2 protein-coding genes are annotated in these 1,910 nt (G+C 59.7%); both read left to right on the top strand.

The annotated features are described in order from the left end of the window. Positions 1 to 263 precede the first annotated feature (263 nt). Positions 264 to 950, top strand: coding sequence for a hypothetical protein (locus J6525_RS46255; protein ID WP_225649592.1), 687 nt, complete (start codon positions 264 to 266; stop codon positions 948 to 950). Position 951: 1 nt separating this feature from the next. Beyond that, the coding region (locus J6525_RS46260; RefSeq protein ID WP_225649593.1) for a hypothetical protein at positions 952 to 1,910 on the top strand (959 nt) is incomplete at its 3' end.

Raw genomic sequence — 1,910 nt, forward strand, 5'->3', positions numbered from 1 at the left:
GAGCCGGGCAACATCGGCTCGAGCAGTGGTCAGCCGCCGACAACTATTCGGGTCGGAACGATCTACACGCCCGGTAACTATGATCCGGATGCGGTCACGTACTCCCACGACTTCGCAAAATTCTACAATAGCTTTGTTCATCACCACAGGGTTCGATAATGAGCGGCGCAGCAACCACGAAGCCATATAAAGACGGAAGCGCTGGCTCCTTCAGCGGCCGAGAATGGGACGAGAGCGGGACTGGGACCGGGCCGTTCTCTGCAATGCCGGTGCTGAGCGACGGAGCTGGTGGGACACTTGCAAAGGCGGAGGACGCCCCAGCCGCGTCCGGCGACCCCGGCCTGCTTATCTTGGGCGTAAGGCGCGACACCGCGGCGTCAAGCTCTGGCACGGATGGTGATTATTCAACGTTCAATTTCGATTCAAGCGGGAAGCTTTGGGTTCATGCTGATGCGACCGTAACCGGCGGAATCGGTGGCGATACTGCCAACGATGCGGTCGATAGCGGCAACCCCGTCAAGACGGGATCGAAGGCCATTGCAGGCCAGTCGACCGCGACGCTCGTTTCTGCGGGGGACCGGGTCGAGAACTACGCAGGGCTGGATGGCGTCAAGCTGATGCGTCCGCACTGCGGGCTCGAGGACATCGTCTCCGGCAACGCGACGGACACCTCTGGTGGCTCGGTGTCGTGTATCTCGGCGCAGGGCTCCGGCATCCGGACCTATCTGACGTCCGTCATCCTCTGCAACACGTCGGCGACTGCGATCACGGTCGATATCAAGGATGGGTCGACCGTGAAGATATCTCTCCCGCTTCCCGCTGGAGGTGGGTGCATCTTCAATCCTCCAGTTCCGATTCCTGGCACCGCCAATACTGCATGGAATTTCGATGGGTCGGCGGCGGCAACAACCGTGACCTGCTCGATGGTTGGCTTCAAGTCAAAGGTCTGACATGGCCCTTCAGTCACTTCCCGGCGCTAGGAGTTTGCTCGGCCCGCTTCCTTATGTCGTGCCGTCATCTGGCTTCCAGGCCAATTTCATGACGGGCAATAACAACGCGACCTTCATCATCGGCCGCATGCGGACGTCAGACGGCAACTCGCACACGATCGACACTACGGGTTCGTCGGCGATCGGCTGGCGCAATAACGGTGTGGTCTTTGCGAGCGGCACGACAGTTCTCAATGTCGGCCTCGCCGCGGTCGATACGACGAATGGTGGTCCGGGTCGTCCAGTTAATAGCGGGGGCTCGACGACGTTCGATGTCAAATGCGCGCACACGACGGCGACCACAACCCCACCCAACAATGCCTGGACCACGAGTGTCCCGACCACGGGATCGAAGACCATCGCAGACGGCGATCTCGTCGCGTTCGCAGTGCAGTACTCGGCACTGGGCGGATCGGATTTCTGCCAAGTCTCGTTTGGCCGCGCTGCGAGCAACAACAGCGTGCTCTTTCCGTTCGTCGGCACGTACCAAGGATCATTTTCCGGTGTTCAGGGCAGCGTCCCCGGAATCACCGTCGTATTCAACGACGGTGCGATCGGCTATTTCGACGCCAGCGATGTCGTGTCGGTCTACAACAACCAGAACTGGAACAACACCTCCGGCACCAAGGAGTTCGGCCAGCTCTTTCAGATGCCGTTCCCGATGAAGGTGTGCGGCATGTACGCATACATGTCGGGCAGCGGTGACCTAAATTTCAATCTGTACAGCGATCCGCTCGGGACGCCTGTCGCCCAGGTTGCTCACGCCTACACGAACAAGATTTCAGTGACGACCGGCAACCCGGCGTGGCTCTACGATTATTTTCCGACTCCCTACAACGTGGCCGCGAACCAGCCGATTGGGGCGGTCATCCAACCGAGCACGTCCACCAACGTGCAGCTCTATTACAAGACCATCGCCAA

Origin of the sequence: Bradyrhizobium australafricanum (genome assembly GCF_020329495.1) — a bacterium.
Classification (GTDB): Bacteria; Pseudomonadota; Alphaproteobacteria; order Rhizobiales; family Xanthobacteraceae; genus Bradyrhizobium; species Bradyrhizobium australafricanum.